Origin of the sequence: Anaerobacillus sp. CMMVII (genome assembly GCF_025377685.1) — a bacterium.
GTDB lineage: Bacteria > Bacillota > Bacilli > Bacillales > Anaerobacillaceae > Anaerobacillus.
Genome location: NZ_JACEHK010000002.1, coordinates 556,013 through 582,584, shown reverse-complemented (window position 1 = coordinate 582,584; position 26,572 = coordinate 556,013). Strand labels below are relative to the sequence as shown.

Here is a 26,572-nt window from a genome sequence, read left to right as displayed (position 1 = left end):
AATTTACTTCCATATAGGTTGTTACCAGACAAGAAAGAAAACTACAATTTCAATATTCTTTAAAGGTTTCCTGTTCAATTTTCATGATTTTAGCAGCACAATGTAGCATTTCTTCTACCGTTACATTATATTGCTTTGCTAGCCTCAATTCATCTTCATCAAAGCCTGTCATTTCTGTACCTAGTTTATGTATTGCTGCTGCCCATGAATTTGCACTAAGGGGCTCAGGTGAAATAGGATAAAGGGCATATAAATAGTGCCACCAAATATGTGTAATCATTTCTAATAGACTTGGGTTTTCATTTTCTAATTGTTCAGCTACCAGAGCTAATGTATCATTACCAAACTTTTCATGGAAGACATTTTCAAACTCTGATGCATTGATGGTTATTACGTTGCCAAACTTATGTATTTCAATCAATTCGTCAACCTTTTTATCCTTTAACATTTGTAGAACAATGCTTTTAGAACTGGATCGTGCTTCTCTGTTTTCAAGAAAATTTTAACAGCTTCAAGGAAGACTTGATTAGACAGCTTACCCAGCATTTGAATTGCCAGCCATTGCTTTTCAGGCGAACCTTCATTTAACATATGTATTAAATCTTCAGGGGGGATTTGGATATCCTCACCTATTTCTACTGGAACACCATCGTCAACCATTTGTCGACTAAAATGTAGTAAATGATATAAAGATTCAGCCAGATTTGCAGGTAGTTTTTCTTCTGCCATAATGCCTTCTAACATCGCAACAACCTCGTCATAATAACCAAGTTGAACTAACAAGGAAATGTGCACTTGTAGTATGTCATAATAATTGCCAATGTCTTCTTTTAGCATTTTTTCGGTAACTTCTTTCGCTTCTTCTAGCCTACTCTGTTCAATCAGGCTTAAAGCAACGCCAAATCTTCCCTGAGGATGGTCTGGTTCAATTGCTAATGCTTGTTCAAAAAAGGAAAGAGCAGCAGAAAACTGCTTTTCTTTTAATGCTTCCATCCCTTTCCCTACAAGCTTATCCACAACTCCCGGAAACAAAACTACCTTTTCTTGTTTTTTTTGCTCCTCTTTCATGAAACAATCGCTCCACTCTTATTACGCTTGGTTTCCTATCAGTTTACCATTATAAAAATACAAATACAATGAAACATGCTTAGTGGGTGTAAAGGCACATTGTTGGTTTATGGACAATAATTGATTAAATAATACATAATTCTGGGTTTACAACTTTTACTGTTAGAAAAGATGCCTTGAGACCTTGATATGTCTGTCAATACTAGCTATTTTAAACCAACAATCTTTGAGAAAATAGCCTAACTAAAAAAGGAAACAAGCATGTGAGAAGGGACCCACAAATTGTCGGTCCCTTTCTTTATTATAATGAATTAACTTTTTCGTACTGTGCGATTTTCTCTTCATAGTTTAAAGTGACAGAAACTTCATCCCAACCATTTATTAACATTTCTTTCCAATAAGGATCGATTGTAAAGGTTGCAGAAAACCCCTTTCCATCAGTGACCAATTGCTTTTTTAGATCAACCGTTAACTGGTAAACATCAGCTTCAGCACTTTGTAGCAACTTTTCTACTTCTAACTCTTCAAGTTTAATTGCTAAAATTCCATTTTTCACACAATTATTGTAAAATATATCAGCAAAGCTTGGAGCAATAATGACTTGAAATCCGTAATCCTGCAATGCCCATGGAGCATGCTCTCTTGAGGAACCACAACCGAAATTATGGTTGGCAACCAAAATAGTTGCTTCATTATTATATGGTTGATTTAGTTCAAAATTAGGATTATCTGTTCCATCCGACTGAAAGCGCCAATCGAAAAATAAAAATTGTCCAAAGCCTGTTCGTTCAATCCGTTTTAAAAATTGTTTCGGAATAATTTGGTCTGTATCTACGTTAACACGATTAAGTGCTGCTACATTCCCTTTATGAACTTCAATACCTGCCATGTTTGTTGCTCCCTTCATCTATATTAGAATTAAACTGTTGCCTCAGAAAAAGTCCGTACATCAACGAACTTTCCAGCAATTGCTGCGGCTGCTGCCATCGCTGGACTCACAAGATGAGTTCTAGCACCTTTCCCTTGACGCCCTTCAAAATTCCGATTTGAAGTGGAGGCACAACGCTCTCCTTCTGGAACAAAATCGGGATTCATACTTAAGCACATGCTACAACCAGATTCACGCCATTCGAAACCTGCTTCTAAGAAAATTTGATCTAAACCTTCAGCTTCTGCTTGCAACTTAATTTTCTGAGAACCCGGAACAACCATAGCTCTTACACCTGAAGCAACTTTCCTACCTTTTGCTACTTCCGCTGCAGCTCGTAGATCACTCATTCGAGAATTGGTACAAGAACCAATGAAAACATGTTGTATCTCAACGTCCTTCATTGATATACCTGGAGTAAGGCCCATATATTCAAGCCCTTGTTCTATTGCCTTTTTTTCGGTAGAGTTTGAGGCGTCGGCAGGATTTGGTACAAATCCGTTTATACTAACACCTTGTGAAGGATTCGTCCCCCACGTTACTTGTGGTTCAATTTCTGACGCCAGAATTTCCACAGTTTGATCGAACTCAGCACCTTCATCAGTCACCAATTGTTTCCATTCAGAAACCGCTCTATCAAAATCTTCACCTTGAGGTGTGTACTGTTTTCCTCTTAAATATTCAAATGTGGTCTCATCGGGAGCTATTAATCCAGCTTTCGCACCAGCTTCAATACTCATATTGCAAATTGTCATTCGTTCTTCCATACTCATCTTGCGGATAGATTCCCCTGTAAATTCAATCACAGACCCTGTTCCGAAGTTAACGCCATATTTTGCAATGATGGCTAATATCACATCTTTTGCAGTAACTCCAAGTGGTAATTCACCTTTTACATGAACTTGTAATGTCTTTGGCTTTGTCTGCCATAACGTTTGAGTACTTAAGACATGCTCTACCTCACTTGTTCCGATCCCAAATGCTAAAGCACCGAATGCTCCATGAGTCGATGTATGACTATCCCCACATACAATCGTTTTACCAGGTTGTGTTAAGCCTAGCTCTGGTCCAATAACATGAACAATACCATTGTCAGGACTATTTAAATCTGCTATCTTTATTCCAAATTCGCGACAGTTTGCAGATAATGTATCCATTTGTTTTTTTGCAATTTCATCTTTAATTGTATAGCGGTCTATTGTAGGTACGTTATGATCCATCGTAGCAAACGAAAGATCAGGTCGACGAACTTTTCTGCCTTTCAAACGTAAACCTTCAAAAGCTTGAGGAGATGTAACTTCGTGAACCATGTGCAAGTCAATATATAATAGATTTGGCTTTCCTGGCTCGTCAAGAACCGTATGCTTTTCCCAAATTTTTTCGATAATTGTTTTCTTTGTCATCCAGAACCCTCCAAAAATAGTTTTGAGTTTTAAATGTTGAGTTATGAGTTTCTATGTAAAGCTTCGAAGCAAACAAAATGCTTTTGACTTTAACTCATAACTCATATCTCATATCTCATAACTCATAACTCATAACTCATAACTTTAATTCGTTATCGCCAAATGTATATTCTCAAGCACTTTCTCAGTCATCTCATCTGTATTTAAGATCGTTTCTCCTTTTTCAGCTATGTCGCCGGTTCGATATCCTGCTTCAAGCACATTGGTAACTGCTTCTTCGATAGCATCAGCTTCTTCGATCCAATGGAACGAAAAGCGTAACATCATAGCTACTGATAATATGGTTGCAAGAGGATTTGCGATATTTTTTCCGGCAATGTCAGGAGCAGAACCATGAATTGGCTCATAAAGTCCAGGTCCATCTCCACCTATACTCGCCGATGGAAGCATTCCTAACGAACCTGTAAGCATGGATGCTTCATCACTTAAAATGTCACCAAACATATTCTCTGTTACAACGACATCAAATTGCTTCGGATTACGGATTAGTTGCATAGCAGCATTATCAACGAGCATATGCTCTAGCTCAATATCAGGATAGTTCCCAGCCACCTCAACTGCGACTTCGCGCCATAATCTACTCGATTCGAGGACGTTGGCCTTATCAACAGATGTAACCTTTTTATTTCTAAGTCGAGCTAATTCAAACGCTTGCTTCACAATTCTTTCAATCTCGGATTTTTTGTAATAGAGTGTGTCAACCACCGCTTCTCCATCTGCTTCATGACGACGTTCTTGAGGTTGACCAAAGTATAGTCCTCCTGTTAACTCACGGACGATCAATAAATCTACCCCTTCAACTACTTCTTTTTTAAGTGTTGACGCATCTAGTAGACTCTTATGAGCCTTAACTGGACGTAGATTTGCATACAGTTGTAATGCTTTACGAATACCTAATAATCCTTTTTCTGGTCTTAATGAGCCAGGTAATGTATCCCACTTTGGTCCTCCTACTGCTCCAAGAAGAACACCATCACTATCTTTACATAGGTCAATTGTCCTTTGAGGAAGCGGTGTGCCTTCTTCATCTATTGCAACTCCACCTAATTTCGCGTATTGATACGTAAACTCGTGATTAAACTTTGCCGCAATGCAGTCTAATACCTTAATAGCTGATCTAATAACCTCTGGTCCAATTCCATCGCCTGGAATGACTGTGATTTTTTTGTTCATTCTCATCCCCCCATAAAAACTTGGTAGGCGCCTGCTTTTTAGCCAAGTATGCTAGTGCCCCTGCAGTCACGATTTGATCTACTAGACATTTTTGTTGGTCGCAGACCTTCCTAAGTCAACTAAGAAAAAAGTGGCGCCTATTGATAATACAGTCATATAGAAATTTATAAAGGTACTTTCTCTGATCGTTCTTCTTCCATTGATCTACGTGTTAACACTCGGTTAACCGCATTAATATATGCTTTAGCTGAGGCTTCTAATACATCATGAGCTGTTCCTCGACCGCTTGTTTCATTTTCTTGAAATTTAATTTTCACATAAACTTCAGCTAAGGCATCTCGCCCACCACTTACTGATTGAATTCGATAATCTAGAAGTTTAATAGGTGCATCTATCATTCTCTCGAGAGTATTATAAATAGCCTCTACACTACCAGATCCTGTGGCCGCTTCTTGCAATTTTGCGCCGTCTGGTGTTGTCATCGTAATTGTTGCAGTTGGGATATTATTAGTACCAAAGTTCACTTGTAAGTGTTGAACTTTGTAATAAGCAACCGCAGCTGCAACCCTCTCTTCTGTGAGAATTGAGAATATATCTTCTTCGGTTACTTCTTTCTTCTTATCAGCTAATTCCTTAAATGAGATAAACAGGCGATTTAATTCTTCTTCGTTCACCGTATACCCTAATTCTTTTATTTTTTCTTTAAAGGCATGACGACCAGAATGTTTACCTAACACCATTCTGTTTGAAGATACACCTACTAGTTCCGGGGTAATAATCTCGTAGGTTGTTTTTTCCTTAAGAACACCATCTTGATGAATCCCCGACTCGTGAGCAAAAGCATTTGCACCAACAACAGCTTTGTTGTTTGGTACTACCATCCCAGTAAGCTTACTAACTAATGTGCTCGTTCTCTTTATTTCATTTAGCTTTAAGCGTGTTTCAGCATTATAGTAATCACCACGAATTTTTAAAGCTACAGCAATTTCTTCTAATGATGCATTCCCAGCTCGTTCACCAATCCCATTAATCGTACATTCAACTTGACCTGCACCATGTTCTATAGCTGATAGCGAGTTTGCCACGGCCATACCTAAATCATCATGACAATGTGTTGATAGTACTGCCCGGTCAATATTACGAACATTTTCTTTTAAGTAGGAAAAAATTTGACCTATTTCTTGAGGAGAAATATAACCAACTGTGTCAGGAATGTTAATGACTGAAGCTCCAGCATCAATTACCTGCTCAATAATACGAACTAAGAACTTTAAATCAGAACGACAAGCATCTTCAGCTGACCACTGGATATGTGGAAAAAACTTAGCTGCATATCGGACGGATTGAACAGCCGTTTCGATTACTTCGTCTGGTGTTTTCTTAAGTTTATAAGTCATATGAATGGGTGATGTTGCGATGAAGACATGGAGTCTTGGTTCGACTCCACCCTTTAACGCTTCCCAAGTCGTATCAATATCTTTTTGAACAGAACGGGATAAACCAGTTACCGAACAACCTCTAATTGTATCTGAAATAGCTTTGACTGCCCGAAAATCACCTTGAGATGATGCCGGAAATCCAGCTTCAATAATATCGACATTCAATCTTTCTAACTGTTTTGCAATCTCCAATTTCTCAGCAAATTTAAGTTTACACCAGCTGATTGTTCTCCATCCCTTAATGTCGTATCAAAGACATTAATTTTTCGCACTTGTCACCACACCTTTTACTTTTGCCTTTACAAATGGCATCATCTCACGAAGTTCTCTCCCCACAACTTCAATTGGATGTTGCTTTTCCCTTGCATTAATCGCGTTAAACTCAGGACGATTTGCTTGGTTTTCTAAAATCCAACCTTTTGCGAATTTACCGGTTTGGATATCAGTTAAAATATCTTTCATCGCTTGCTTCGTTTGATCAGTTACGATACGCGGACCCGATACAAAGTCACCCCACTGGGCAGTATCTGAAATTGAGTAGCGCATTCCTTCTAGACCACTTTCGTACATAAGATCGACGATTAATTTTAATTCATGTAAGCATTCAAAATAAGCAACTTCTGGTTGATAACCAGCTTCTACTAATGTCTCAAACCCAGCTTTTACTAAGGCTGATGTTCCACCACAAAGAACTGCTTGTTCTCCGAAAAGATCAGTTTCCGTTTCTTCTTGGAACGTTGTTTCTAATACACCTGCACGAGCTGCACCAATTTGTTTAGCATAAGCAAGCGCTAGTTCTTTTGCTTCACCAGTAGCATCTTGATATACAGCGATTAAACCAGGTACCCCTGCTCCCTCTGTGTATGTTCTACGCACCAAGTGACCTGGACCTTTTGGCGCCACTAAAAATACATCCACATTTGCTGGCGGAACAATCTGGCTAAAGTGAACATTAAATCCATGCGCGAATACTAGTGCCTTCCCTGCTGTTAAATTCGGTTCAATCTCTTCTTTATAAATCTTTGGTTGATACTCATCTGGTAAAAGGACCATAATTAAATCTGCCACGGCTGCAGCATCTTTAACCGGTAACACCGTATGACCATCCGCTACAGCTTTATCCCAAGATCCACCTTTTCTTAGTCCAACTACAACATCTACTCCACTTTCCACTAAATTTAAAGCATGAGCATGACCCTGAGACCCATAGCCAATGACTGCCACTTTTTTTCCTTGTAATACTGCTTCATTTACATCTCCGTTATAATATACCTTTGCCATTCTCCAACATCTCCCTTAATTTTAATTTATAGTTTAGAGTGTAGAATTGAAGTCTTGCACTTCGCCTCTACACATTCTTTCTTAAATTTTCAAACCGATTTGTTTCATCATTGCTTTAATTAAGCTATATCAATTACATTAAGACTATAAAATAATACTTTATGAACTTCTCTAAATCTCTAAATATTGCAAAAATAAACTGCATTAGTTTATTAATGATATTCTTTGTTCACTACCAGAAAGCTTATGACCACGTTTAAAGGCAGTAATCCCTGTTCTCGCTATTTCTTTAATTCCGTATGGATGAAGCAAATCAATTAAAGCTTCAATTTTTTGTTGATCCCCTGTGACTTGAACAGTCATTGTTTCTCGTCCAACGTCCAAGATAACAGCACGAAATGGATTAATGATGGCAGCAAGTTCTCCTCGTTGTTGAGCTGTTACAAAAACTTTTATTAAGGCAAGTTCTCTCGAGACGATCGATTCATCGGTAATATCTGATACCTTCAAAACATCCACTTGTTTGTTTAATTGTTTAATTACCTGCTCAACACTTCTTTTGTTATCTACGATCACAACAAATGTCATTCTTGAAATTGCTGGATTTTCTGTGTGACCAACGGTTATGCTTTCGATGTTATAATTTCTTCTGGCAAGCATCCCAGTCACTCGATTTAACACACCAGATACATTATTTACCGTTGCTGTAATAATCCTTTTCATTCTGGTTTCACCCCAATCATTTCATGTAACCCCGCACCAGGCGCAACCATCGGGTAGACATTCTCCTTAGATGCTACACGGAAATCAACTAACACTGGCCCATCATGATTTAACATTTCTTCTACAGCTCTGTCTAAGTCTGCGACATGATCGACTCGCATCCCTTTAATATTGTAAGCTTCTGCAAGCTTTACGAAATCCGGTTGTACTGGAAAAAGTGAGTTTGAGTATCGTTCTTCAAAAAACAACTGCTGCCACTGTCGTACCATTCCTAATGAAGCATTGTTTACAACAACAAGTTTGACTGGTAAATTCATTTCTTGGAGCAATGACAACTCTTGGAGTGTCATTTGGAATCCCGCATCCCCCATTACTGCAATTACAGGGGTATTAGGTGCTGCTAATTGAGCGCCAATCGCAGCTGGAAAACCGAAGCCCATTGTCCCTAAACCACCAGAGGTAACCCAACGATTAGGTTTATTGAACTTAAAAAATTGTGCAGTCCACATTTGATGTTGCCCTACATCAGTAGTAACAATTGCCTCACCGTTTGTCTTTTCATAAATGCGCTCAATTAGCTGTTGAGGCTTGATGACAGTTGGATCTTCTGTATACCAAAGTGGATATTCTAGTTTTAATTGTTTTAAATCCTCATTCCAAACTGAATTTTGTCCTTTCAAACCATTTTGGGCAACTAATTCTTTCAAAGCTTCTTTTGCATCAGCAACAATTGGAATTTGTGTTTCAATATTTTTGCCGATTTCTGCGGGGTCTATATCAATATGTGCCACCTTAGCATGAGGGGCAAATTTTTGTAGATTACCAGTGACTCGGTCATCAAAGCGACTTCCAATACTAATTAACAAATCACATTCATAGATCGCCATATTGGCTGAATACGTTCCATGCATCCCAGCCATACCTAAAAATAACTCATGGGTTCCAGGAAAAGCTCCTAATCCTAATAATGTAGAAGCTACAGGAATTTGTTGCTGCTCGGCGTATTCTAGTAGATTTTCAGACCCTTTGGCATGTAAGACCCCAGCTCCAACTAATAGAACAGGTTTTTTAGCACTACTAACGGCTTCGACTAGCTTTCTAATTTGAAGTTTATTCGGCATGATCGTTGGTTGATATCCAGGTAAATTAACCTCTTTACTATAGTCAAACAAACCTGTTTCAAGGGACACATCTTTAGGAAGATCGATAAGAACCGGTCCTGGTCTACCTGTTGTTGCAATGTGAAAAGCTTCTTTAATAATTCTAGGGAGGTCATTCACATTACGTACTTGATAATTATGTTTGGTAATCGGCATTGTAATTCCAATTACATCGGACTCTTGAAAAGCATCTGTACCAATTACTGATGTCGCAACTTGCCCACTGAAAACAACGAGTGGTAGGGAGTCCATCATGGCATCGGCAATACCTGTGACAACATTCGTGGCACCTGGACCTGAGGTCACTACAACTACTCCAGGTTTACCTGAAATCCTTGTATACCCTTCAGCAGCATGGATGGCTCCTTGTTCGTGTCGGGCTAATATGTGACGAATACCATCCTTATAAATCTCATCAAAGGTAGGTAAGATCGCTCCCCCAGGATAACCAAAGATAACATCGACCTCTTCTTGCTTTAAGGCTTCAATCAACATTGCTGACCCTGTCATCATTTTTTCTCGTTACTTGTTAAAACTTCATTTTTCCTCAACTTGGTACTCATTTTATTTCCCCCTTACAAGTTGATAATTTTCTTATCTTACAGCACTTGGCTGATATTGATTGATATTTCAGACTTTTTTATATAAGAAAGGAGCAAGGCGCCTGAAGCTAGACATCAAGTACTAAAAACGCTCATACTTATTTTTCTATAAATAAAAAACCTTCTCACCCCATAAATAAGCGCAAAACGCTTTTAGTAAGGGGTGAAAAGGTTTCTTTCCACGGTACCACCCTTTTTCATGGTCATTCTCTCAAATAACCACCTCAGGAACGATTTCTCATTCATTTTTGATAACGAGTGACGGTATCACTCGATCAACATTACTAGGAATTTACCATTCCTTTCATATTGACACTCAGAGGTGAGTTCACATTTAAGAGGTACCACCGTTTCTCAGCAATTACGGCTCTCTGAAGATACTGTTCTTAATGCTACTTTTCCTCTTCGACGTTTTATAGTATAAAAGTGTTTAGGTAGAAAATTAGCTTGACGCTGATTATCGACGCAAGCTTACTTTCTTGGTAGTACAATTAATATTTCATAACTCCACCAGTATTTGCAGAGGTTACGAGCTTTGAATAACGAGCTAAATAACCTTTTTTCACTTTAGGCTCTGGTTCAACCCAGGATTTCTTTCGACTTGTTAATACTTCTTCTAAGACATCTAAATGAAGTGTTCGGTTCGGTAAATCGATAACGATTCTGTCACCATTTTCAATAAAGGCAATCGGCCCTCCATCTGCTGCTTCCGGGGAAATGTGACCAATCGAGACTCCTCTTGAGGCTCCAGAAAATCTTCCATCTGTAATTAAGGCTACCTTGGTGCCTAGTCCCCTTCCCATAATCGATGAAGTTGGAGCTAACATTTCCGGCATACCTGGGCCACCTTTTGGTCCCTCGTATCTAATAACAACAACATGGCCTTCTCTAACAGAGCCATTGTTTATCCCTTCTAATGCCTCATCTTGAGAGTTAAAAACGATCGCTTCGCCATCAAAAGTTTGAATACTTGGATCTACACCTCCAACCTTGATTACAGCACCATCTGGGGCAATATTTCCAAATAATATTGATAAACCACCAACAGGACTATAAGGGTTATCCTTACGACGAATGACTTCATCATTTGTAATTTCAGCATCTTTGACGTTTTCAAACAATGATTTTCCTGTAATCGTAATCCTCTCAGGGTGAATAGCCCCTTCGATTGAACAAAGCTCTTTAATAATGGCACTAACTCCACCAGCTGCATGTACATCTTGCATTGAGTAGTCTGATGCAGGACTAATTTTCGATAAATAAGGAACCCGTTCTGCTACTTCATTTATTCGCGTTAGATCGTAATCAATTTCGGCTTCATTTGCGATAGCTAAAGTGTGAAGCACCGTATTTGTTGATCCACCCATTGCCATATCTAACGCAAAAGCATCATCAATAGCTTCTTTTGTTATGATATCTCTAGGCTTTATGTCTTTTTCGATTAAATTCATTAAGTGTTTTGCAGCATCTTTAATTAATTTCTTACGATCATCTGATGTAGCAACAATTGTTCCATTACCAGGTAAGGCCATTCCAACCATTTCCATTAAACAGTTCATAGAATTAGCTGTAAACATACCAGAGCAAGAACCACATGTTGGACATGCTGATGACTCAATTTCTAACAGTTCTTCTCGTGACATTTTACCCGACTGAAAAGCGCCAACACCTTCGAATACAGAAGCAAGTGATAGACTTTTGCCATCTTTCGTTCGCCCAGCTTCCATTGGTCCTCCTGTCACAAATACTGAAGGGACATTCGTGCGAACAGCCGCCATTAACATTCCAGGTGTAATCTTGTCACAGTTAGGAATATAGAAAACTCCATCGAACCAATGAGCATTGATAACTGTTTCTGCTGCGTCACAAATGATTTCTCTAGACGGTAATGAATAACGCATTCCGATATGGCCCATTGCTATCCCATCATCGACACCGATGGTATTAAACTCAAATGGTATACCTCCAGCCTCGCGTATGGCTTCTTTGACAACCTTAGCAAATTCATTTAAATGCATGTGCCCAGGTATGATATCGATATAAGAATTACAAACACCAATAAATGGTTTATTCATGTCTTCTTCACTCACACCTGTTGCTCTCAATAAACTACGATGCGGTGCACGGTCAACACCTTTTTTAATCATATCACTACGCATAGTCACTACATCTCCCAGCTATGTCATTTCTTCCACCAAAATCCCTTACCGCTAAGTAAGTCACTTCAAGTATAAATTTGATTATTGTTGGAATTTTTAGATTTCTATAAATATAAGTATGAGCTAATTTCTATTCGTTAGTTATGTCAGTTTTTCTAACGCAAAAACTTCATGTTAGGTGCTTTGTTTTTTGTATTTGAGGATTATAATACGCTCTTTAATAGCACTGGTCAACCACTTTTTTTAAAATAATTTGATAATTTTGAACACTCATTTCCATTGTATACGCTTACACAGTTGAGGCTAAAAGGTTTATAAATTTTTGCAAAAATATATTTTTTTTTGAATTGTGTGAAACTCATAATTACCTTAATCGAGCTATATCAATCTAACTGAAGTTGTGAATGATTTTTACGCAACTACAGTTAGAACTTAGTATCGAAAATCATGAATTATGAAATTCATTGAATTGTAAAAAAAAACTTAAACGGTTAAAATAGCGCAACCTCTTGGGCTTATGGTAAAATAATGATTATAAACTCAAAAATTGATGGTGATATAAGTGCGTACAAAAAATCGTTTAGTTGCTGATGAAGTGAAGTATTTTAAACCTGAATTATCTAATTGCCCAACCTGCCAATCTAAGTTGGAGTATTGTCATACAGTTTCGAAGAAAACTATCTCTACCCTTGACGGAGTTAAAACCATCGTTAATATGGGGTATCGTTGTTCTAACGCTGAGTGCGAGAATGGTTCTACCGTATTTCGTTCAGCTCAAGCTGAGCACCTGAGTATAAAACACATTACATACGGTACTGATGTATTGGCTTTTGTAGGAGAACTTCGTTTTAAAGAGCACAAAACTCGGATGGAGATAATGAACATTCTTAACGAACATGGGGTCGTTGTATCGGAACGCCATGTCCAAAAGCTTTATGAGCGATATACTGTTTTACTCCGAGCTAGCGCTGAGGAAAACAGTAAAAAAATTCTTAAAGAAACGGTTGATGCCCACGGTGGTATCATTCTTTCCATGGATGGTGTTCAGCCAGAAAAGGGAAATGAAACACTCTACGTTATTAGAGAGGTTTTGAGTGGGACAATCTTAGCTGCTAAAAACGTGAAAAGTAGCTCCACCGAAGAACTAATGGAATTTATTAAACCTGTATTGGAATATGGTTTTCCTATACTTGGTTTTGTTAGCGATGGTCAAAAATCAATACGTCTCGCATTTGAAAAACTTTCACCTAAAACTCCATATCAATATTGTCAGTTTCATTATTTAAAAGACATCGCAAAGCCAGTTGTCGATAAAGATAGGAAATTAAAAACAAACATTAAGAAGAAGTTACGTGGAATTCGTGAAATAGAAAAAAAGGCGCTAACAGAAGATACATTAGAGTCGGAGACTACTCTAGCATACACCGCAGCTATACGTTCAGTCTTGCTAGAAGATGGTTGCCCACCTTTGGAACTTCCAGGTGTAAAGGTTTATGAACAGACAAAGCAGATTAAAGAATCTCTTGAAAAATGTCTGGATAAAAAAGGGGCTTCTTGCACTCGAAAAGATGTTCAGAATAGTCAGTAATGTTGATAAATTTACTAAAGAATATAAGCAAGTTGTTAGACTTCAAACGAGGATTAGGCGGATTACAAATATACTAGAACCCTCAAGTCGGAAGACCAGTGAATTTGTTGAAAACAGATTAAAGAGTTACCTAACGGAGATTGAAAAAAAGTTAACAAAAGATGAGGATGCTGAGTTTGTAGACAATTTAATGAGATATAGTAAAGGTTTCTGGAAAGGTTTATTTGCGTGTTATGACTACCCGATTTTACCTAGGACAAACAATGATCACGAGTTATTCTTCCGAAAAATCAAGAGAAGGCATCGAAGAATTACTGGGCTACGTTCATGGAATCGCTATATTATGCGACATGGAGAGTATATCGTATTTGCCGAAGATGCAATTGATGATCCGAATATCATTCAGAGATTGAGTATTGTAAGCCACGAGAAATATTGTAAAGAAATGGAAAGTTGGAAAGAAAGAACAGATGAACATATAAAGAGATACCAATACAAAAGGAACCCGGTTGAATATCTAAACAGGGTTGAACAAAAGTGGCTAAACCAATAATTGTGTCAGTTTAGCCGTATAAGAAAAAAAGAATATTAGTGGTTACTTTTTCATTTTTCTGTCGATGATAGTAAAGGTGATGACGATGATCTTAATAGTTTTGGAATATCTTTTTTTAACAATAATATTTATAACGTTATACTACGTCGGGATAAACCAGAAAAGAAAAAAAAGAATTATCCCGGTAAAAGATTTACGGCACAAGTGTACATGCGAGGTAGAAAGACTACTGTACGATGGATTAATCAAACATGGCGTCTATGTTACGCCAGCAGTTCAACTAGGGGTATGTTCAATCCCCTTAGCTTTAGAGCAGTACAAAGTAGCGATATTCTTTTACCCAAAACAGCCTACAGCTATTCTAAGACGCTTGATCGTGAAACATAAGGAACTATATTTGAGAAGTACAGGATGGAAAGTCTTGAAATTTTCCAATGAAGCCATTCAAGCGAATTTTGATGGTGTCATTCAAATGGTCTTGAATACCGAAAAAATCAAGAAAATATAAAGGATGTAGTCTACCATTATTGGTGGACTACATCCTTTTTTATAGGTCATTTAGTAAGAGCCCTGAAGTATTCATGCTCTAAAAGGCAACCTTTCTATAAATGCTAGTAAAGGGAGAGAGAGTAAATGGCTAAGTTTTCATTCATATAACTTTCGTTACGAAAAGAGCAAGGCTCCCTAGGAAAGAGTGTAGTGCTTTTACCCGCCTATCGGCGACATGCAAATGATCTGTCAAGCAACTTTGAATAAGGTTCAATGCAAGCTTTGCGACGAGTAATCCCAGGAGCGAGAAGTGCGATTTTTCACTTTTTCCTTAGCAATGTTCCAAAGAGCGCGGTTGGAACGTCATAAGGCATTTAAGTGCATTTATCTGTTCCAAAACGAATAGTTTAGCGCCTATTTTTAAAATTCGTTTTTTCAATCAACAGATGAAAACATATTATTTCCTTAACAACAAAAAAGGTTGATACGTTTGTACCAACCTTTTAAAAGTTATGTATAAATGGCGTCCCAGGAGAGATTCGAACTCCCGACCCTGGCATTAGAAGTGCCATGCTCTATCCAGCTGAGCTACTGAGACATTAGAGAGCGGGTGATGAGAATCGAACTCACGACATCAGCTTGGAAGGCTGAGGTTTTACCATTAAACTACACCCGCATTATCAAAATATAAAATTGAAAATTATTTTCTCAGCCTTCCTACCATGTCTCTTCCTCTTCAAGTACTTCAGAGATGTTAATGCGTCGAGACAACTCGTAGATTTTCCAGGGCAGTTTTGCTCGTGGCTGAGGTTTTACCATTAAACTACACCCGCATTATCAAAATATAAAATTGAAAATTATTTTCTCAGCCTTCCTACCATGTCTCTTCCTCTTCAAACATTTCAGAGATGTTAATACGTCGAGACAACTCGTAGATTTTCCAGGGCAGTTTTGCTCGTGGCTGAGGTTTTACCACGCATTATTATAAATAGTTAATTAAAGCGTTGCTGACATCCACATTAATTATTGAACTAATCATTAGCGACAATTAATAGTATATAACTATAATATCCATATGTCAAGAATTATATAGCGGCTAAAAAAATGTTTTTTTCATAGCCGCCTGATACATATATCTTACAACAAAACAAAACTATTTTTCAAGTCTAAAATCTCTTTACCTAAATGATCATAATAATTAACTGTTGCTTCATCTTGCTGATAATTTAAAATAGCGTAGCTTCGTTCAATCCGTTTTCTAGGTAGTCGAAAACTACCTGGATTTATATAGATAATTCCATTCTCCTGAAATGAAATTGCTACATGAGTATGTCCGTAGCAAACTAATTTTGCATTTAACTCTTCAGCTCGATAAGAAAGGTTTACTGCTGAAGACTTAACATTATGAAGATGGCCATGAACTAAAAAGATCTTTAATCCCATCACATCTGTATTTATTTCGTCATTAAAGCTAGCGTCATAATCACAGTTCCCCCTTACAATAAGCAAATTATCATAAGATATGAATGCATCTTTACTTAGCTCGGAATCTCCACAATGTATGATCTTATCAACTTCTTTTGCATGTCTATCAAATACTCCAAAGAGCTCATCTTGTAATCCATGACTATCGCTTATTATTAACAGCTTCATAAAAATTCCCCTTTTTGAAAAAGGTTTTCCTTTGTTTTGAAAATAACATTGTCGTTTAGTTCGAGTTTTATTCTAGAAAACTTCCGACAGTTGTTCTTGTAATTTCTTTAAAGCATTAGATCGATGACTGATCATATTTTTTTCTTGTTTGGTTAGCTGTGCCATCGTCTTATCCATCGAGGGAATGTACATAATCGGGTCATACCCAAACCCATGCTCACCTCTCGGCTCTCTTGTTATTACTCCTTCACATGTTCCATCAACGACAATCGTTTCTTTTCCTGGAATTGCCAATGCTAATGAACAATGAAATCTTGCTGTACGTTCTAGTTCGGGAACATCTTCTAACTCAGTTAACACTTTTTCTAGATTAGCCTGATCATCTTTCTCTTCACCTGCATATCGAGCTGAATAGACTCCTGGACGTCCATCAAGGGCATCAACAATTAATCCTGAATCATCGGCTAAAGTTGGTATTCGGAACTCACTAGCGATTGTTTCAGCTTTTTTTATTGCATTTTCTTGGAAGGTAACTCCATCCTCTACCACATCGATAGAATCACCCATCTCTAACAGTGATTGAACTTGGTAGCCGAACTTTGCAAACAGGTCCTCAAATTCTCTGACCTTTCCTTTATTTTTTGTTGCAATTAAGAGAACTTTCAAATCTATGGCACCTACCCTTCAAGTTTAGGCAGAGTGGCAATTTTGTCTGCAAAAGAACCTATTGCTTTTCTTTGTTCTATAAACAGCTCGTTAATTCCTTTATGAGCTAGATCAAGCAACTGATTAAGTTGTTCTCTAGAAAAAGTTGCCTCTTCACCCGTTCCTTGAAGTTCCACAAACTGTCCATTACCTGTCATAATGACATTCATGTCAACATCAGCACTCGAATCTTCAAGGTAGTTTAGATCAAGGATTTCTCCGATCTTTGGATCAACGCCAACGGATACTGCAGCTAAGTAATTTTTTATTGGGAATTTCACTATTTTTCCAGCTGCCATATACTTTTCCACCGCCAACACCATTGCAACAAACGCCCCTGTGATCGAGGCTGTTCGCGTACCACCATCAGCCTGTATAACGTCACAATCGATCCAAATTGTGCGTTCTCCAATTTTATCAAGGTCAACTACCGACCTAAGAGCCCTACCGATTAGACGTTGAATTTCCATCGTTCTACCTGTAACTTTACCTTTAGATGACTCGCGAATGGTCCTTTGCTCTGTTGCTCTTGGTAACATCGAATATTCTGCTGTGATCCAACCTTTCCCTTGATTTCGCATGAATGGTGGGACCCGTTCTTCTATACTTGCAGTGCAGATCACTTTTGTGTCACCAACTGTAATTAATACTGATCCTTCAGGATGTTTTATATATTCAGTTTCTATATGTACTGGTCTTAATTCATCTAATTGACGTCCGTCAACTCGCATCCAAATTCCTCCTTCTTTTCATTCATTTTCTATAATACCAATGATTAGTTCCTTCTTCAAACACAAACGTTCACTTCCATATCTTCCCCTTGTTTTTAAGGAAATAAGCAAAGTGGTTATGAATACTATCAAAAAAGTGTCAGCCACCATTAGGATACCTTATAAAAGTAATCCCAGTGGTGATCTGACACTAGTAAATTGTTAAAATATATTAGTACTTTCCTGAGTTAACTTTAAGAGGTCTTCCCACAGGTTCTGATAAAAATTCTCCTGTAGCCATTAGGATTTTATTATCTCCATTTACCTCAATTGCTACTTTTTCAACACCTGATTGTTCTGTTAAAGATAGAACTAAAAGATTTAATCGTTCTTCGCTAATAGCCGTCCCATCAATATGGTTGAGTAAAGCTTCATTAAAATTCACTGTAACTACTCCATTTGCATAACGTGGAGCCTCAATGAGCTCTACCCCCTGTAGAAAATCTGTTAATAGATTTGAAAAATTAGAAGGACCTGCTAAGAGTTGGGTTACAACAGCTTGGTATTGGTCTTCATTTGCATTAATTCTTCTCGTGACCGGAACATAGTACACATTCTCGCCATTTTGGGCAAGGAAGTATAAGGTCACACTTTTACTATTTGAAATATCAACAATGTTATTAGTTTCCATGTTAATCCCATTTGAACGACTAAAGCCTTCCCCGATCGGAGTACCGTTAACTGGCATTACCTCCTGATCATATCCATTGATACGAATTTTTACGGTTTCAACACTATCAAATTGTGTTAATGTCCATGTAATTGACTGTAAAATTTTCAGTTCATCTTCTGGCCGATATTCTTTGAATTGTTCCGAAAAATCGGCAATAGCGACACCTTCTTTAATATTGACTCCGAAAATTTCAGTTCCTGCAGGTAGAACTGCTTGAAATCCATTTGGTAATAATTGCGTTACCGGCCCGTCTTGAACTAAGTATTCTAACGCTTGCTTTGCCACTCCTTCAGACTTTGGTAATGGTAGAGCTTGTGGAGCTATTAATCCATTTTGGTCAATGAGATAAAGCTCTCTCATCGTCGTTTCAGTCACCATCTCTTTACTAGTTTCTTCGGCATCAGTCTCGACATCCGTGTCAAAGGAAACACTTTCATCGACATAACTAACAGGTGGTGGGTCAGTCTCATTCATCGTTTTTTCGGCACCAAGACTACAACCAGATACAATAATTGATAGAGCAATAAGTGCTGGTACGCCTGCTCTGTAACTTTTTCGCATGTTTTTCCCTCCTCAGGTGGTTTGTACTAATATGTATACGAGCTTTTTATAATTTTAGACCAACCCTTTTTAAAGTTTTGAGTTTTGAGTTATGAATTTTTGAGTTGGTGATTTTAACACTTCGAAGCATTTTCCCTACTCAAAACTCCTCACCCAAAACAAAAAAGCCCTGGTTAGTGGGCTTTTTTACGTAAGTGATATTGTTGTCACAAATGGAATTGTCGTTTCCAACCAGCCTTGGGCGAAGTTTTTAAAGTGAATTTCTTCACCTGTAGTATAAAAGGTGTGGTTAGGTTTTCTATTTCCAGTATAGAGCAATTGCTTATGATAAAGTAACGCACTTACTTCTCTAGCAGTTTCGTCACCTGAGGAGATAATATCAACATTGTCACCCATCACTTCTTGGATAACCGTACTCAAAAGTGGATAATGAGTGCAGCCTAAAATTAGCGTATCAATGTCAGTGCCTCGAAGGGGTCGTAAACTTTCTTTTACGACTTCATAAGCTTCCGCACCGTTAAAAATCCCCCGTTCAACAAGCGGAACAAACGCTGGGCATGCCAAACTTTCCACTTTTATTTTATTATTGATGCTTAATAACGTATTTTTATAAGCCTCACTATTTATTGTACCTATTGTCCCAATCACACCAACATGATCATTCTTGGTAACCTTTAAAGCGGAAATCGCCCCCGGATGAATGACACCAACAACGGGGATATCCAGCTTAGCTCTTGCTTCCTCTAAGACAACGGCTGTTGCCGTATTGCAAGCAATAACAAGCATTTTTATCTCTTTGTCTAGTAAATAATTAATCATTTCCCACGTAAACTGCCTTACTTCATGTTGTGGTCTAGGACCATACGGGCACCTTGCAGTATCCCCGATATATAAGATCTCTTCTTTTGGAAGCTGTCTTAACATTTCTTTTACAACCGTTAAGCCGCCAATTCCAGAATCTATTACACCAACAGCTCTATTCAATTCTTTCCCTCTTTTTCATCTGATATTTCTAGTTTGTCACTATTCTCTTTTCATTTCGGCGTACAGATGACTTAGGTTCTGTTCAAGAACATTTACCTCTTCAATTGATAAATGTTTTAGGACATCGCTCAGATATTCTTGTCGCTTCTTAATTACTTCCTGGATGATTGTAGCGCCCTTTTCTAGTAAATGTATTCGAACAACACGTCGATCGTTCGTATCCTTCACTCGTTCTACAAGTTCATTTTTTTCCATACGATCTACAAGGTCTGTAGTCGTACTACACGCTAAGTACATTTTTGATGAAAGTTCACCAATTGTCATGTCGCCAAATTCATGAAGCCATTGTAATGCTACAAACTGTGGCGGAGTTATCGGGAACTGTGTTAAAATTTCCCGACCTTTTTGTTTAACTACATCTGCAATCATTCTTATTGATTTTTCAATGTGTGCTACCTGATCGATCTCTTTGTTTTTATTCTCTACCATTTTTTCCTCCTCCAAAAATGTAATCCGCTATTCGACATTATATTTACATTTTCCTTGTTTTTAGAGTTAATTTCAAGTGTTCTCTATCATATTTAAAGAATATTTTAATCTGAAGTGAAATTATCTTAGAAAGAACCTCGATGTTAGCATTTATTTTCTGTACTAATTTTGTTGTAAACATACAAAAGGAGCTTGCTATAAGCTCCTCATTACCTTTAAGAACCAGGAGTTTTTTACTGGCCCAATTCACTTTTAATAAGCGCATCAATGGCAGAAATTGCTTCTTCAGCATCTGAACCTTCTGCTATAATCGTTACTTCCGCTCCTTTACCTACTCCTAATGACATGACCCCCATAATTGATTTTAAATTAACGGTTTTACTTTTGTATGTTAATGTAATTTCAGCTTGGAACTGACTTGCCTTATGTACTAAATGAGTCGCTGGTCTTGCATGTATTCCAGTATCTGCTGTGATTGTATAAACTTTTTCTGGCATAGTTAGCACCTCTATAATTTTTCACCATTATATCAGATATTAAAACAATAGAAAAACTTTATAGTTATAACATGTAAGAAAACTCATAGCTTTGGTAAGCTTCCTAAGAAAATTCACTTTCACCAATAAGCGATAAAAATAGAATTGATGAAGCTCATAGATAAAAAAAGTGAACTTTCGAAGTCAGATCTGTTTACAAAGTAGATCCCTAAGAAAGTTCACTTTCACCATAAGCGATGAAAATAGAATTGATGAAACTCTTAGATAAAAGAAAGTGAACTTTCGAAGTCAGATCTGTTTACAAAGTAGATCCCTAAGAAAGTTCACTTTCACCATAAGCAATTCAAAAAATAGAGTTAATGAAGAATACTTATAAAGTCAGATCTATTTACAGGGCAGACTTTTCCCACGCATTCTTATAAAAGCATATATGATTTTTGTTAACTTAAAACAATAGGAACCCTAAACTTATGATAATCCCACTTACAAACAAAACAATAATACAAAAACCCATAATGTCCTTTGCTTTTAATCCCGCAATGGCTAAGGCTGGTAGTGCCCAGAAAGGTTGGATCATATTTGTCCAAGCATCTCCCCATGCAACTGCCATTGCTGTTTTAGCAGCAGATACACCTAGATCGTTCCCCGCAGCTAACATAATTGGCGCCTGTACAGCCCATTGCCCTCCACCCGAAGGAACAAAAAAGTTAACTATTCCAGCACTAATAAATGTGAAAAACGGGAAAGTAGTCACTGTTGATATAGATACAAACCACTCCGACATCAAACCAGCAAGTCCTGAAGCAACCATCATCCCCATAATTCCTGCATAAAATGGAAATTGAATAATAATACCGCCGGCATTTCTAACTGCATTTGAAACTGAATTTAAGAAGTTACGTGGTGTTTTATGAAATAATATCCCTAAAAACAAGAATATAAAATTGACTATATTTAAATTTAGGCTAAATCCATTTTGTGACACAAAATAAATGATATAAGCTATCCCTAAGGTACCAGTTACGAATGATAAAATCATACTATTTTCTAATCTCGTCGCTGGTGTCACAACCTCTGCTTGTTCATTTTGACTTACGTCCTCGTTATCTTCTAGCAATTTTTTATCTACGTAAACAGCGTCTTTATTGTTCATCATTAACCGATTTAATATTGGTAATGTTATAAATAAAACTGCAACGATAAATAAATTAAATGAAGAGAAGATTGTATCACTTGTTGGTATAATCCCGATAAGATCCTCGGAAAAGTGACCAGGGGTGGCAATGGTCAGCGGAACAGAGCCTGCTAATCCTCCATGCCAAACAATAAAACCCGAATATGCGCTTGCAATTAATAAGCGATAATCCACTTTTGCTACTTGCCTTGCTAATTCTTTGGCAAAAAGGGCACCGATTACTAATCCAAATCCCCAATTTATCCAGCTAGCGAACAAGCTTACTATAGTAACTAGAATAATAGCTGAACCCGGTGTCTTAGCTAACTTCGCTAAATTATATAATAATTTTTTAAAAAGAGGGCTGCTAGCTAAGACGTACCCGGTTACTAAAATTAATACCATTTGCATCGCAAATGCTAGTAAGTTCCAAAAGCCATCACCCCAAAAAACAACCATGTCTTTAGGTGAGCTATTCGTCAGTACTACACCTAATCCAAAAACGACGAGGGTTAATATGATTACAAAGAGAAATGGATCTGGTAAATACCGCTGCATAATCTTGTTTGTAAATGATGTTATCCTATTCATTATCGCTTATCACCTCTCACATTTTTTTAGCCTACAAGCGTTTAGAACACTTCTAGAACATGTAACCGCTTACAAAAAAGAATGAAATTTTTTTACAAACTTATCTAAAAATGTACTTTTCGAAACAGCCCCCTTTTTCACCAATTTTAGTACCAGTTCTTAAAACCTGATACCTTGAGACACTATATACTATGATTGAAGATATTATTATAGAATGCAGAAATCGATTTTTTCCTCAAATAAACAAATTGAAGCTGGTTCACAAATGGACTCACTGTATTCCAGTGAACCACTTATGACCAGCTTCAACTGCTAAATCTTTAAATATCCTAACCGCACCAATTCAATGACTGCTTGAGAGCGCCCCTTTACTCCAAGCTTCTGCATTGTGTTAGAGATGTGATTACGAACAGTTTTCTCACTTATAAATAGCTGCTGTGCAATTTCTTTTGTAGTCTTATCTTGAACTAGTAGTTCAAATACTTCTTTCTCACGTTTTGTGAGTAGTGGTTTAGGACGGAATTCATGGTCTTTCAATAATTTCACCCTCTCTTGCACGGGCTGCAATGCATAGGAATATTTTTAGTACTTAGCTACGTTATCCTATGTAAAAAGAGGTAACCATGTGACTTAAATATTTGCTGATGTTGTTGAAGAGTGAAGTTTATTTTTGATTACTTCATCCCATTCGATCGATTTGCCTGTTTTCTTATGAACTTGTACCATTCTTCCTCTTCCTGTAATACAAATATCCCCATGTTGATTTTTGATCAAATAGTGCAAATCCACCGATGTTTGTCCAATTGAATGAATCTTAACAAAGACATCTAAACGATCATCGAAGTAAATTTGCCGTAAGTAATTACACTGCAAATCAGAGGTAACAGGAATTCCTTCTCCACCACGAGTTAGCCACTGTTGCATGACCCCTATTTCTTTAAAAAACTCTATACGACCTTCCTCAAAGAAAACAAACACCTTGGTATTATTTAAATGACCAAATAAATCTGTTTCAGAAAAGCGAACTTTAACAGGATATGAATAAGTAAAACTATTAGCCCAATCCTCAAAGTTTTCAATATAAGCTATATTTTTCATCAACTCAGCCCTTCCCTCTTTTAATGAATGATTAATCATTCATGATTATATAAAATAAAAACTGGAGTTATACATCCAGTTTTTATTAAAATTCTGCACTTACTAGCTGATTAGAGTAAGCATAAATATAAATGAGTTTTCGTTACATGTTGAAGAATTTCATACTCCTATTATTTAGTAAGTGGCACTAATATAATAGATTATGAACTTCAAATAAATTTAAATATTGTTGTCACTTCCAAAGAAGTTTTTAAATGATTGAATTGTCGTGTCACGGTTAAGAGCAGCAATTGACGTTGTTAGTGGTATTCCTTTCGGACATGCTTGAACACAGTTTTGTGAGTTCCCACAGTTCGTTAAGCCGCCTTCTCCCATAATAGTTTCCAATCGTTCAGCTTTGTTCATTTCTCCTGTTGGATGTGAATTAAAGAGACGAACTTGTGAAAGCGGTGCTGGACCAATGAAAGGAGATTTACTGTTAACATTTGGACAAGCCTCTAAACAAACTCCACATGTCATACATTTTGATAGCTCATAAGCCCATTGGCGCTTACTTTCTGCCATTCTTGGACCAGGACCTAAATCATAAGTACCATCAATTGGAATCCAAGCCTTTACTTTCTTTAACGATTCGAACATTCTAGTTCGATCTACTAGTAAATCGCGAACAACTGGGAATGTACGCATTGGCTCTAAACGAATTGGTTGTTCTAATTGGTCTATTAGCGCAGTACATGATTGTCTAGGCTTTCCATTAATAACCATTGAACAGGCTCCACATACTTCTTCAAGACAGACCATGTCCCAAGTAATTGGGGTCGTTTTATGTCCTTCAGAGTTAACGGGATTTCGGCGAATCTCCATAAGAGCTGAAATAACATTCATATTCTCACGATACGGTATTTCAAATTTCTCTATATATGACGTAGAACTTGTATCCGCTTGTCGAGTGATTTCAAATCGAATGGTTTTTGAGCTCATGCTTATTCACTCACTTTCTTTTTAGTGGTGTAGTCACGTTTACGTGGTTTGATTAATGAAACGTCAATTTCCTCATATTCAAACACAGGAGCATTATTCGTAGCATCGAACTTTGCCTTCGTTGTCTTCATCCAATCTTCATCATTACGCTCAGGGAATTCTGGTTTGTAATGAGCACCACGACTTTCGTTACGGTTATAGGCACCAAGAGTAATTACACGAGCTAAATTTAACATACCACCTAACTGACGTGTAAACGCAACACCTTGATTGCTCCAACTAGCAGTATCATTAATGTTAATATTTTTATAGCGCTCCATAAGCTCAGTGATTTTCTCGTCAGTTTTTAAGAGACGCTTATTTTCACGAACAACAGTAACATTATCAGTCATCCACTCTCCTAGCTCTTTGTGAAGCTGGTAAGCATTTTCTGTGCCATCCATTTTTAGAATAGAAGAGAATTTAGACTCTTCTTCTTTGACATGTCTTTCGAAAATTGCTTCTGATACGTCCTCTGCAGATTTCTCTAAACCAGAGATATATTGTACTGCCTTAGGGCCAGCAACCATACCTCCATAGATAGCTGAAAGAAGAGAGTTTGCACCTAGTCTGTTTGCACCATGCTGTGAGTAATCAACCTCACCTGCTGCAAATAACCCAGGGATATTAGTCATTTGGTTATAATCTACCCATAATCCACCCATTGAGTAATGAACACCTGGGAAAATTTTCATAGGTAATTTACGTGGGTCATCACCCATAAACTTTTCGTAAATTTCCATAATTCCACCTAGTTTAATGTCTAGTTCTTTAGGATCTTTATGTGAAAGGTCTAGGTATACCATGTTTTCACCATTAATTCCTAGTTTTTGGTTAACACAGACATCAAAAATCTCCCTTGTCGCAATATCACGCGGTACAAGGTTACCGTAAGCAGGATATTTTTCTTCTAAGAAGTACCAAGGCTTACCGTCTTTATAGGTCCAAACACGTCCACCTTCTCCTCGTGCAGATTCACTCATAAGACGAAGTTTGTCATCCCCAGGAATGGCTGTTGGATGTATTTGAATAAATTCACCATTAGCGTAGTAAACACCCTGTTCATAAAGCTTAGCTGCTGCAAATCCAGTGTTAATCATTGAATTGGTTGATTTCCCGAAGATAATTCCAGGGCCACCTGTTGCAATAATAACTGCATCCGCTTTAAACTGTAGAACTTCAGAAGTAGATAAATGTTGAGCTACAATTCCTCGACATACTCTTTCGTCATCGATAATTGCAGATAAAAACTCCCAACCTTCATATTTCTTTACTAACCCTCTTACCTCATGGCGGCGAACTTGTTCGTCTAGCGCATATAGAAGCTGTTGACCAGTTGTTGCTCCAGCAAATGCGGTCCGTGAATGTTGCGTTCCACCAAAACGACGGAAATCTAACAATCCTTCTGGTGTACGGTTAAACATTACTCCCATACGATCCATTAAATGAATAATACCAGGTGCAGCTTCACACATCGCTTTTACTGGTGGTTGGTTTGCTAAGAAATCACCACCATATACTGTGTCATCAAAGTGTTCTGCAGGCGAATCGCCTTCACCTTTTGTATTTACAGCTCCGTTTATACCACCTTGGGCACATACAGAGTGAGAACGTTTAACTGGTACAACCGAAAATAAATCAACTTGAACCCCAGCTTCAGCTGCTTTAATAGTAGCCATTAAACCTGCTAGGCCACCACCAACGATTACAATTTTCCCTTTACTCATCATG

The 26,572-nt window shown here is 37.6% G+C and carries 24 protein-coding genes, 2 tRNA genes, 1 pseudogene and 1 other annotated feature; of the genes and pseudogenes, 3 read left to right on the top strand and 24 right to left on the bottom strand.

Going from position 1 to position 26,572, the window contains the following annotated elements; genetic code table 11:
* Positions 1-49: 49 nt before the first annotated feature.
* The 10 genes and pseudogenes from H1D32_RS06925 to ilvD form a co-directional block, all read right to left on the bottom strand.
* A complete protein-coding gene (locus H1D32_RS06925) occupies positions 50-448 on the bottom strand; it encodes a hypothetical protein (protein ID WP_261177511.1) in 399 nt (132 codons plus the stop codon).
* Positions 442-1,068 carry a tetratricopeptide repeat protein gene (locus tag H1D32_RS06920; RefSeq protein ID WP_261177510.1) on the bottom strand — a complete coding sequence of 209 codons (627 nt, stop codon included), beginning with the start codon at positions 1,066-1,068 and terminating at the stop codon, positions 442-444. Before H1D32_RS06920 ends, H1D32_RS06925 begins: the two co-directional genes overlap by 7 nt.
* Before the next feature lie 301 nt (positions 1,069-1,369).
* The gene (leuD, locus tag H1D32_RS06915; protein ID WP_261177509.1) at positions 1,370-1,957 is read right to left on the bottom strand and encodes a 3-isopropylmalate dehydratase small subunit; all 588 of its coding nucleotides are present in this window, start codon (positions 1,955-1,957) and stop codon (positions 1,370-1,372) included.
* A 29-nt stretch (positions 1,958-1,986) separates the two neighbouring features.
* Positions 1,987-3,399, bottom strand: a complete 1,413-nt coding sequence (leuC, locus tag H1D32_RS06910; RefSeq protein WP_261177508.1) for a 3-isopropylmalate dehydratase large subunit — start codon at positions 3,397-3,399, stop codon at positions 1,987-1,989.
* 144 nt (positions 3,400-3,543) lie between these two features.
* A complete protein-coding gene (leuB, locus tag H1D32_RS06905; RefSeq protein WP_261177507.1) occupies positions 3,544-4,632 on the bottom strand; it encodes a 3-isopropylmalate dehydrogenase in 1,089 nt (362 codons plus the stop codon).
* A 164-nt stretch (positions 4,633-4,796) separates the two neighbouring features.
* Positions 4,797-6,343 (bottom strand): annotated as a pseudogene (locus tag H1D32_RS06900) (2-isopropylmalate synthase).
* Positions 6,330-7,352: a ketol-acid reductoisomerase gene (gene ilvC / locus H1D32_RS06895; RefSeq protein WP_261177506.1), complete on the bottom strand. Its 1,023-nt coding sequence runs from the start codon at positions 7,350-7,352 to the stop codon at positions 6,330-6,332. The pseudogene H1D32_RS06900 and the gene ilvC overlap by 14 nt, the downstream one beginning before the upstream one ends.
* A 204-nt stretch (positions 7,353-7,556) precedes the next feature.
* A complete protein-coding gene (ilvN, locus tag H1D32_RS06890) occupies positions 7,557-8,075 on the bottom strand; it encodes an acetolactate synthase small subunit (protein WP_261177505.1) in 519 nt (172 codons plus the stop codon).
* Positions 8,072-9,748 (bottom strand): acetolactate synthase large subunit, encoded by a 1,677-nt coding sequence (gene ilvB, locus H1D32_RS06885; protein ID WP_261177503.1) that lies wholly within the window; start codon positions 9,746-9,748, stop codon positions 8,072-8,074. Before ilvB ends, ilvN begins: the two co-directional genes overlap by 4 nt.
* Before the next feature lie 245 nt (positions 9,749-9,993).
* Positions 9,994-10,255 (bottom strand) — a binding site (T-box leader).
* Positions 10,256-10,328: 73 nt separating this feature from the next.
* Positions 10,329-11,996 (bottom strand): dihydroxy-acid dehydratase, encoded by a 1,668-nt coding sequence (gene ilvD / locus H1D32_RS06880; RefSeq protein WP_261177502.1) that lies wholly within the window; start codon positions 11,994-11,996, stop codon positions 10,329-10,331.
* 562 nt (positions 11,997-12,558) lie between these two features.
* Between ilvD and H1D32_RS06875 the strand changes: the two genes are divergently transcribed.
* The 3 genes from H1D32_RS06875 to H1D32_RS06865 all read left to right on the top strand — a co-directional run bounded on the left by H1D32_RS06875 (position 12,559) and on the right by H1D32_RS06865 (position 14,645).
* Entirely contained in the window at positions 12,559-13,584 is a 1,026-nt protein-coding gene (locus H1D32_RS06875; protein WP_261177501.1) for a transposase, read from the top strand.
* On the top strand, positions 13,565-14,137 hold the full coding sequence (locus tag H1D32_RS06870) for a hypothetical protein (RefSeq protein ID WP_261177500.1): 573 nt from the start codon (positions 13,565-13,567) through the stop codon (positions 14,135-14,137). The genes H1D32_RS06875 and H1D32_RS06870 overlap by 20 nt, the downstream gene beginning before the upstream one ends.
* Before the next feature lie 85 nt (positions 14,138-14,222).
* Entirely contained in the window at positions 14,223-14,645 is a 423-nt protein-coding gene (locus H1D32_RS06865) for an endonuclease domain-containing protein (protein WP_261177499.1), read from the top strand.
* Positions 14,646-15,147: 502 nt separating this feature from the next.
* Here H1D32_RS06865 and H1D32_RS06860 read toward each other — a convergent pair.
* The 14 genes from H1D32_RS06860 to sdhA all read right to left on the bottom strand — a co-directional run bounded on the left by H1D32_RS06860 (position 15,148) and on the right by sdhA (position 26,568).
* Positions 15,148-15,224, bottom strand: a tRNA-Arg gene (locus H1D32_RS06860).
* Between the two features lie 7 nt (positions 15,225-15,231).
* Positions 15,232-15,302: transfer RNA gene (locus tag H1D32_RS06855), tRNA-Gly, on the bottom strand.
* Between the two features lie 461 nt (positions 15,303-15,763).
* On the bottom strand, positions 15,764-16,279 hold the full coding sequence (locus tag H1D32_RS06850; RefSeq protein ID WP_261177498.1) for a metallophosphoesterase family protein: 516 nt from the start codon (positions 16,277-16,279) through the stop codon (positions 15,764-15,766).
* 72 nt (positions 16,280-16,351) lie between these two features.
* Positions 16,352-16,945 carry an XTP/dITP diphosphatase gene (locus tag H1D32_RS06845; protein ID WP_261177497.1) on the bottom strand — a complete coding sequence of 198 codons (594 nt, stop codon included), beginning with the start codon at positions 16,943-16,945 and terminating at the stop codon, positions 16,352-16,354.
* Between the two features lie 11 nt (positions 16,946-16,956).
* Entirely contained in the window at positions 16,957-17,715 is a 759-nt protein-coding gene (gene rph / locus H1D32_RS06840) for a ribonuclease PH (protein WP_261177496.1), read from the bottom strand.
* Between the two features lie 211 nt (positions 17,716-17,926).
* Positions 17,927-18,988, bottom strand: a complete 1,062-nt coding sequence (locus H1D32_RS06835) for a GerMN domain-containing protein (protein ID WP_261177495.1) — start codon at positions 18,986-18,988, stop codon at positions 17,927-17,929.
* Between the two features lie 186 nt (positions 18,989-19,174).
* Complete coding sequence (gene racE, locus H1D32_RS06830) at positions 19,175-19,972, bottom strand: glutamate racemase (RefSeq protein WP_261177494.1); 798 nt, start codon at positions 19,970-19,972, stop codon at positions 19,175-19,177.
* 39 nt (positions 19,973-20,011) lie between these two features.
* Positions 20,012-20,461, bottom strand: coding sequence for a MarR family winged helix-turn-helix transcriptional regulator (locus H1D32_RS06825; protein WP_261177493.1), 450 nt, complete (start codon positions 20,459-20,461; stop codon positions 20,012-20,014).
* Between the two features lie 233 nt (positions 20,462-20,694).
* The gene (locus tag H1D32_RS06820) at positions 20,695-20,958 is read right to left on the bottom strand and encodes a phosphocarrier protein HPr (protein WP_261177492.1); all 264 of its coding nucleotides are present in this window, start codon (positions 20,956-20,958) and stop codon (positions 20,695-20,697) included.
* A gap of 445 nt (positions 20,959-21,403) precedes the next feature.
* Complete coding sequence (locus H1D32_RS06815; RefSeq protein WP_261177491.1) at positions 21,404-22,723, bottom strand: short-chain fatty acid transporter; 1,320 nt, start codon at positions 22,721-22,723, stop codon at positions 21,404-21,406.
* Positions 22,724-23,035: 312 nt separating this feature from the next.
* A complete protein-coding gene (locus H1D32_RS06810; protein WP_261177490.1) occupies positions 23,036-23,260 on the bottom strand; it encodes a helix-turn-helix domain-containing protein in 225 nt (74 codons plus the stop codon).
* A 93-nt stretch (positions 23,261-23,353) separates the two neighbouring features.
* Complete coding sequence (locus H1D32_RS06805; protein WP_261177619.1) at positions 23,354-23,821, bottom strand: acyl-CoA thioesterase; 468 nt, start codon at positions 23,819-23,821, stop codon at positions 23,354-23,356.
* A 219-nt stretch (positions 23,822-24,040) separates the two neighbouring features.
* Entirely contained in the window at positions 24,041-24,802 is a 762-nt protein-coding gene (sdhB, locus tag H1D32_RS06800) for a succinate dehydrogenase iron-sulfur subunit (RefSeq protein ID WP_261177489.1), read from the bottom strand.
* Between the two features lie 2 nt (positions 24,803-24,804).
* Positions 24,805-26,568 (bottom strand): succinate dehydrogenase flavoprotein subunit, encoded by a 1,764-nt coding sequence (sdhA, locus tag H1D32_RS06795; protein ID WP_261177618.1) that lies wholly within the window; start codon positions 26,566-26,568, stop codon positions 24,805-24,807.
* Between the last annotated feature and the right edge of the window lie 4 nt (positions 26,569-26,572).

What these genes read in the sequence shown, in the direction of transcription:
- H1D32_RS06815 (WP_261177491.1), bottom strand. Translation starts at nt 22,723, where the DNA reads ATGAATAGGATAACATCATTTACAAACAAGATTATGCAGCGGTATTTA.
- H1D32_RS06865 (WP_261177499.1), top strand. Translation starts at nt 14,223, where the DNA reads ATGATCTTAATAGTTTTGGAATATCTTTTTTTAACAATAATATTTATA.
- H1D32_RS06835 (WP_261177495.1), bottom strand. Translation starts at nt 18,988, where the DNA reads ATGCGAAAAAGTTACAGAGCAGGCGTACCAGCACTTATTGCTCTATCA.
- H1D32_RS06870 (WP_261177500.1), top strand. Translation starts at nt 13,565, where the DNA reads ATGTTCAGAATAGTCAGTAATGTTGATAAATTTACTAAAGAATATAAG.
- ilvC (WP_261177506.1), bottom strand. Translation starts at nt 7,352, where the DNA reads ATGGCAAAGGTATATTATAACGGAGATGTAAATGAAGCAGTATTACAA.
- leuC (WP_261177508.1), bottom strand. Translation starts at nt 3,399, where the DNA reads ATGACAAAGAAAACAATTATCGAAAAAATTTGGGAAAAGCATACGGTT.
- sdhB (WP_261177489.1), bottom strand. Translation starts at nt 24,802, where the DNA reads ATGAGCTCAAAAACCATTCGATTTGAAATCACTCGACAAGCGGATACA.
- H1D32_RS06925 (WP_261177511.1), bottom strand. Translation starts at nt 448, where the DNA reads ATGTTAAAGGATAAAAAGGTTGACGAATTGATTGAAATACATAAGTTT.
- leuD (WP_261177509.1), bottom strand. Translation starts at nt 1,957, where the DNA reads ATGGCAGGTATTGAAGTTCATAAAGGGAATGTAGCAGCACTTAATCGT.
- H1D32_RS06805 (WP_261177619.1), bottom strand. Translation starts at nt 23,821, where the DNA reads ATGAAAAATATAGCTTATATTGAAAACTTTGAGGATTGGGCTAATAGT.
- H1D32_RS06920 (WP_261177510.1), bottom strand. Translation starts at nt 1,068, where the DNA reads ATGAAAGAGGAGCAAAAAAAACAAGAAAAGGTAGTTTTGTTTCCGGGA.
- H1D32_RS06820 (WP_261177492.1), bottom strand. Translation starts at nt 20,958, where the DNA reads ATGCCAGAAAAAGTTTATACAATCACAGCAGATACTGGAATACATGCA.
- H1D32_RS06850 (WP_261177498.1), bottom strand. Translation starts at nt 16,279, where the DNA reads ATGAAGCTGTTAATAATAAGCGATAGTCATGGATTACAAGATGAGCTC.
- rph (WP_261177496.1), bottom strand. Translation starts at nt 17,715, where the DNA reads ATGCGAGTTGACGGACGTCAATTAGATGAATTAAGACCAGTACATATA.
- leuB (WP_261177507.1), bottom strand. Translation starts at nt 4,632, where the DNA reads ATGAACAAAAAAATCACAGTCATTCCAGGCGATGGAATTGGACCAGAG.
- ilvB (WP_261177503.1), bottom strand. Translation starts at nt 9,748, where the DNA reads ATGATGACAGGGTCAGCAATGTTGATTGAAGCCTTAAAGCAAGAAGAG.
- ilvN (WP_261177505.1), bottom strand. Translation starts at nt 8,075, where the DNA reads ATGAAAAGGATTATTACAGCAACGGTAAATAATGTATCTGGTGTGTTA.
- H1D32_RS06825 (WP_261177493.1), bottom strand. Translation starts at nt 20,461, where the DNA reads ATGGTAGAGAATAAAAACAAAGAGATCGATCAGGTAGCACACATTGAA.
- sdhA (WP_261177618.1), bottom strand. Translation starts at nt 26,568, where the DNA reads ATGAGTAAAGGGAAAATTGTAATCGTTGGTGGTGGCCTAGCAGGTTTA.
- ilvD (WP_261177502.1), bottom strand. Translation starts at nt 11,996, where the DNA reads ATGCGTAGTGATATGATTAAAAAAGGTGTTGACCGTGCACCGCATCGT.